4 protein-coding genes and 1 pseudogene are annotated in these 6,107 nt (G+C 39.2%); 3 read left to right on the top strand and 2 right to left on the bottom strand.

What is annotated here, in order from left to right; all coding sequences use genetic code 11:
• The first annotated feature begins 37 nt into the window (after positions 1 to 37).
• From I8U27_RS19995 to I8U27_RS19985, 3 genes are all read left to right on the top strand, one after another.
• Positions 38 to 1,003, top strand: a complete 966-nt coding sequence (locus I8U27_RS19995) for a hypothetical protein (RefSeq protein WP_181755048.1) — start codon at positions 38 to 40, stop codon at positions 1,001 to 1,003.
• Between the two features lie 115 nt (positions 1,004 to 1,118).
• Entirely contained in the window at positions 1,119 to 1,580 is a 462-nt protein-coding gene (locus I8U27_RS20830) for a hypothetical protein (protein WP_232345701.1), read from the top strand.
• Between the two features lie 555 nt (positions 1,581 to 2,135).
• Complete coding sequence (locus I8U27_RS19985; RefSeq protein ID WP_181755047.1) at positions 2,136 to 3,422, top strand: DUF4309 domain-containing protein; 1,287 nt, start codon at positions 2,136 to 2,138, stop codon at positions 3,420 to 3,422.
• Between the two features lie 544 nt (positions 3,423 to 3,966).
• On the opposite strand, the gene I8U27_RS19980 is transcribed toward I8U27_RS19985, so the two are convergent.
• The gene (locus I8U27_RS19980) at positions 3,967 to 5,619 is read right to left on the bottom strand and encodes a hypothetical protein (RefSeq protein WP_181755046.1); all 1,653 of its coding nucleotides are present in this window, start codon (positions 5,617 to 5,619) and stop codon (positions 3,967 to 3,969) included.
• Between the two features lie 203 nt (positions 5,620 to 5,822).
• Positions 5,823 to 6,107: pseudogene (locus tag I8U27_RS20825) on the bottom strand (ISNCY-like element ISAcar1 family transposase); the annotation flags it as partial.

Raw genomic sequence — 6,107 nt, 5'->3', positions numbered from 1 at the left:
CGATTGGCTAACGCTTCAAATTCAGCAGACCAGTTAAATGCATCTATTTCAATATGTTCAACAACTTGTTTATCCGTTTGAAAGTCCATTAAGGGTTCCCCACCGAATAGTTGTAGTCAATTCACAACTCTATATTACACTAAATCCAAAAAATACAACTGTAGTACTAGTAGAAAAAGGGTGCCCTGTAACCGTTTCTTCTATCGTAACCCAATCAAATTATAAAGATTTGGAGTCTATTGTTCAGCTATGTAAAACTATGGGGGTTAAAGCACTGAAATTTGGAACGTTTAGCCGTTATGGAAGAGGACAAAACTTAGAAAGAGCATGGGAGCTAACCACCGATCAAGATCGTGAAGCTACAGAATTAATCGCAGCCCTTTCAAGTAAATATAAAGGGGAAATCGATGTTTACGATTGGTCAGCTGATAAGGTGGAAGAGAGGCCTATTGATTTAAACCACGGAGGATTTGCCTGCGGAGCGGGAAATCTGGCATGGGTAATCAGTGAGTTTGGTAATATTAAACCGTGTGTTTTTTTACCAGAAGATCGTTTCACGACTGGTAATATTTTCGATGATGATCTTCTTCTTATGATTCAGGAAATGGCGAAACAGGGAAAAACAATTATCCTGACAACGCATCAGCTTGAATTAGCTGAACGGGTAAGCGAATATATTATTTTGTTTCAAGATGGTCAGGTTCTTACCTTTCAATCTAAATCCGAATTATTAAAGGAGTATAATCATCAACTCCTTGTTGAGGTCAATGTTCACCCGGATGATCAAGAGAAAAAGAGTAAATTGAGCGGAATTCCGCAGGATGAAGATAGTAGTTGGATTATGCCACTGACGACATTTGAAGAACTGATGATAGAAATGAGAGCACAGAATATTAGAATTATTGATCTCCGCAAGCGTGAAAAATCACTGGAAAAAATTTTCTTGGAGTTAGTGGGTGAAAAAAGTGGCAATGTGGTTCGTTCTTCGGGCGGAGTATCATAAATTTCGGGGATTTTTCAAAAGATACTATCTGGATGCGGTTGGGGAGATCGCTTCATATACAATATTATTTATAGGACTGTTTTATACGATCTTTCAAAATAGAGAATAGACAGAGTTGTCACTATTTCAGCTTTTAACCGGGATATTTATTTGGTATATCGGAATTAATGCCATTGCGGTTTTTAGTTTTATTTTACAAGAAGAGATGACCATTGGAACACTTGAGCAAATCTATCTGACCCGTACTCCGTTGGTTAAAATGTTACTAGGCAGGGCTGTTGGAACGTTTGTATTTGATATGATCGGCGGGATGATTTTAACAGGTATAACGTTTGGTTTTGTTTCTCTATTTATCACCTTTGATTTATCTGGGGTTTTTCGCATTCAGATTTCTTGGTCTGCATTTGCGGTTGTTATATTGCTTACAATGTTAGGTATTTATGGCTTTGCTTTTTTACTAGCAGGGCTTTCTCTTGTATTTAAAAGAATTGGTGCTTTTACGATTATATTAAATTATATTATTTCTATTCTTCACAGGAATTACATTATCACAACGTACTTTGCCGCCGATCATTGATGTTGTTTCAAAATGCCTGCCTATTACCTGGGGCTGTATTAATATAAAGAATATTGTGCTTTCCGGAGTCGGTTTTCAACAAGTCATTGTTAGTTTTTTTTATTGCTTAATTCCCTGGTTTATCTAATTGTGGGTTTGTGGTTATTTGGCCGCTTGGAAAGACAAGCACGAAAAAACGGAAATCTCGGGGGTTATTAAATACAACGTTTGATTGGCGTAGTTTATCCATCCTGATTCTGATCAGGATGGATAAACTACGCTGTTTGGCTTGTTAGGGCTTTTTTCGTAGTTCCTTCCAGAGGTGTACGTATCCTTCCCGAATACTATTTTGGACGATTCGTTCCGTATATTCACTTAGTTATGTTAGGAATATTGCTATTAGTTATTAAATCGTGGATTAATCAATGGATATCAATGTATAAGATTGCACAAATCAACTACACTTTAACAGTGATTTTTAGTATATTTAAATAAAAATTCACTATTGCGTTATGAAATCATCTATTCCAACTTCTTTTTTGGAGATATTCCTGTATGAACTGGGGGGAATCCCGCATGTGTAAACAAAATCATGATGCTGGAGAGAAGCTTGAGGAAGAAATTGAGAAGGAAGAAGAGGTTAAAAAAGAAAGACAACTTGATGAAGAACCGCTTGTAGAAGAAACCTTCAAACAAATAGAAGTGGTAAAAAAGAAAAGCCGGCAAGTGCGGATCTACACAGTTCTTTCCTTTCTTCTGGCAGTGGTTATCGTTCCGGCGATGATCACCATAATACTGGCTGCCTTTGAAGAAAAGACAAATGATTGGGTATATCAAGTACTTGGATTAGAAAAACCGGAGACAACAGTGGAAAAAATTAAGCGGCTTGCAACAAACGGAAACCTGATTCACTACAAGTGCGGACCAATCGGTACCAGAGTGAGTGAGGTGCTGAAAACATGCGACAAACCGACCAGAGCTGACATCAATTTTGAGGTCACTTCAGCCACACACACATTGTATTATGCTGAAGGTGATCAACGGCTGACGACATTAGATTTTTCCAATTATCATTTAAAATCTGCTGCGGTTATTGATAAAGGTTTTGCTTCGATCAAACTGAGTGAGATCAAGAAAACTTTGGGCGAACCGGATATGCCCGAGCCGTTTAAATTTGAATTTGATAACACGGTATATTTGAATTACGATTATATCCTCTCCCCGTATAAATTATCATTTCGGTTTAACGATAATAAGAATATTCTTGAACAGATATCTATTGAAAATATGAAATCATCCCCTCCTCTGGAGAAAAAGAACCAACATACATATCTAACCGTGAGCCAGCCTTTGCCGCATGACAAAACAATCTCCCGCCGCGGGGGTGTCACCGCGGTCAGACAGATTAAAAAATGGCTGGAAAAAGGGGATATTATTCACTATGATTGCGGTCCGCTCGGTACTTCACTTGATGAAGTGAAATCCCGCTGCGGTGATGAAAGCAAAATGGGCAGTTTACACTTTGATCATCAAGAATCAAAAGACCACCTGGGATTGGGTTACAAATATAAAGAAAGACAAATAAGATTAACTTTTTACAAGAAACGGCTCACCTATATTACCATCCAGGAAGAAAAAAACCTGCCCATTACCCGCAATGATGTACTGGATGTATTTGGTAAACCGATTAAAGATAAAAGCGCCGTTTTTCCTAACGTAGAATTATTGAAATACCGAATAAACGATAAAGAAGTAACGTTTTATTTTGATAACCATATTTGTAACTCCATTCAGCTAAAAAAGGCTGGTATGTATGATGATGAGTTCGGAAAACTGTTGCCAAAGTATCGAAACCAACAATAAATTTTGATATAGCAGATCCGGGGTAAGACGAAGAAATCATGTGCTGGATAAAATTGCTTTTGCAATTGTTAACTTTGGGAGTAAGGAAGCTAATCCGGCCGAAATGGTTACAACAGGACATAACAACTCCACCTCTGATCTGAATGAAAAGGTGGCGTTCTGCTAACAATAATTCAATTAACCGAGAAATTCGGGGTTGTTTTTTAAAAAATTTCCCCATGCCTGCTATGTTCTATGATCGATTTCATCCCTTGAAGCCCGGAGCCTTTTCTCTCTTTAAGCTTCTCTTCCCGGTGTCCTAAAACGATGACCTCATTGCCTCCCTTTAAAAACGTTCAGCGAATACCCAGATCCATGTTTGAGGCTCCGCCGGTAATCAAAATTGTATTTCCGGTTAAATTCACCCGCTTTGCCCCGTTTTAATCCACTATATTCATTATGCTGCTTTTACCACACGTCTCATTCCACAATCTAAGATTCGGCAAGAAGAATGAAATGATAAAGGGACCAGCCTGAGTCGGGGCTGGTCCCTTTTAAAATGTTTTTATCGGGGAGTTATCATCGAAGAAATCAGGGTGATTGCAGAAGTCCATTGGTCCGCTGTTTCTTGCGGAATCGCTTTTCCAGCCTGGTCATTCATTTCATTCTTCAGGGCGTTCAGTCTGTTTAAAGCTTTTTTAGGATGTTTGGCATAGTATTCAGTAAGTGCCTGGTCAATTTTTACTACGAGACTATGCTTTACCCCAAGCTGAACCTCCGATTGAACGATTTGGTCGTACAAGTCATAGGTCAGATATGATACTTTCACAGCATAAAACACTTTCATCCGCCGGTGAGGGTCATAGATTAGTATTTCCCCGATCAGCCCGGAATAGTTTCTTGAAATCTCCCAGTTGCTCTTCCTTTCAAAATCTTTATCCAAAATTGTAAACCCGTTCGCTTCAAGTGCATCAAACCCGATATTATTGTAGAAGTTTTTGACTCCGTTTTTTTCATAGAGGCGAAAGGTTAGTTTGGCCTGGCTCTTTCCAGTAAGATATGGAGTTAGATCAAGAACAACTTTATCCCACTCCTGATCTGTTGTATTTGCCGCGACATCTTGTTCCCAGACAACCTCATCATCGATCATCACCTGTTTATAATGGTAACCGGCCAGATTAGGCCCTTCGTCCATGGTTTGAAAAGTGAGTGTATATATTCCGGAGCCATCCGGCTGGATCATCTGTGAAGCGGAAACGTAATCAGCCTGATTTGTCGGTGATCCCGCCGGGACAAATAAACTCAGATATCCATTGCCGGAAACTGCTTTATGATCTTCCGTCTCCGGGATAAATTCTTTTTCCAGCACATAGGTGATCACTCCGGCCAGTTTTCCTTTTCTCATGTTATCCAGGGCAATCTGCACAACCTTGGTCACATATTCAGCGGAAGGGTTGCCCGGCGTTCGTGTCAGACGGGAAGTATACACCATCCAGATCAACGGAAGATCGTGTTTCTGTAAAATATGATAAGCCTGATCGATTTGTTCCTGAGCTGTTGACCAGATCTGTGTATTCCGGTAAGGGTCATCCCGATAGGCAATGATGACGCCGTCAATATATTGGCCCCTTGTCTGTATAAACTCTTCTGTTAATGACGGGCTATAGATTTGCGGCATAAACGACAGTTTGGGGTTGATGGATTTCGCGGTGGTTTTCATCTGTGCCATATACTCGGGCGTATAAAAATCCAGGTTGAAACTGAAATCATCAATCGCCCATCCGACTAAATTGTCGTGTTTCAGGGATAGTTCTGCAATAGCTCTCGCCCACTCGATGTAATCGGTGACATAGGGGTAAGACTTTCGGGAGCCTGTTGATTCTGAAGGAGGTACGAGGTAAACAATCACATTGATTCCGGCTTTGTCTGCTGCTGAGATAAATTCGTTTTTCAAATCATCCCAATCAGTCGGCTGGTGCCAAATCAAATAATAATAGGTATCGATGTGCAACTCCTTTAATTTTTTAATTGTGGCAGGAGTATTTACATGTTTAATTCCGTCTGCTCTTGGAGTGGTTTCGCGAATGACAGATTCATAGTCAGCTAACATGCCACCTGTCGGTTTTGATACAGAAGCACTTGCCGCATGGATCGGATATCCTGTTAAAAGACTAGAAAACAATACGATAATGAATGAGTAAATAAGTACTTTTCGCAATTTGTACCTCCGTGGTGTAGTTATTCGGGTGAATGCCCCCGGTAAATTATTATAAACCAAACTTGTATGGTACATGTATTTTTACAAGTTTAAAATAGAACAATTTTTCATACTAGTCAATTAATTAACTTTAATATAATAATATTTAAGATTAATTTTTTTATTACGACCTTGTTGCATAACTAAGGTAAAAACCTAGAAACCTAGCGGTTCCAAGGCGCTTTTGAAGTGTTAAAACCTAATCTTTTATCTATTAATTGATCGAGTAAATATAACAAAATTACCCACAAAGTATTCCGGTAGTATCTGTGGATACCATATAGCCTGGGCTGTTCCAGCCCATAAAGGGTTTTAAGAGTAGAAAACAGCTGTTCCATTCGACTCCTTTTTGAGAGAAACTTCTTTCCTAAACCCTCTGTGACAAAACGCCAGTTTTGTTGACGGTATTCACTTCGAAAGGTAGCTGGAGAAGAAGCATTTCTTTTGTT

The organism is Paenactinomyces guangxiensis (assembly GCF_016055185.1).
Lineage (GTDB): Bacteria > Bacillota > Bacilli > Thermoactinomycetales > Thermoactinomycetaceae > Paenactinomyces > Paenactinomyces guangxiensis.
The sequence above is the reverse complement of the archived record's forward strand: the minus strand, read 5'-3'. Positions and strand labels throughout refer to the sequence as shown.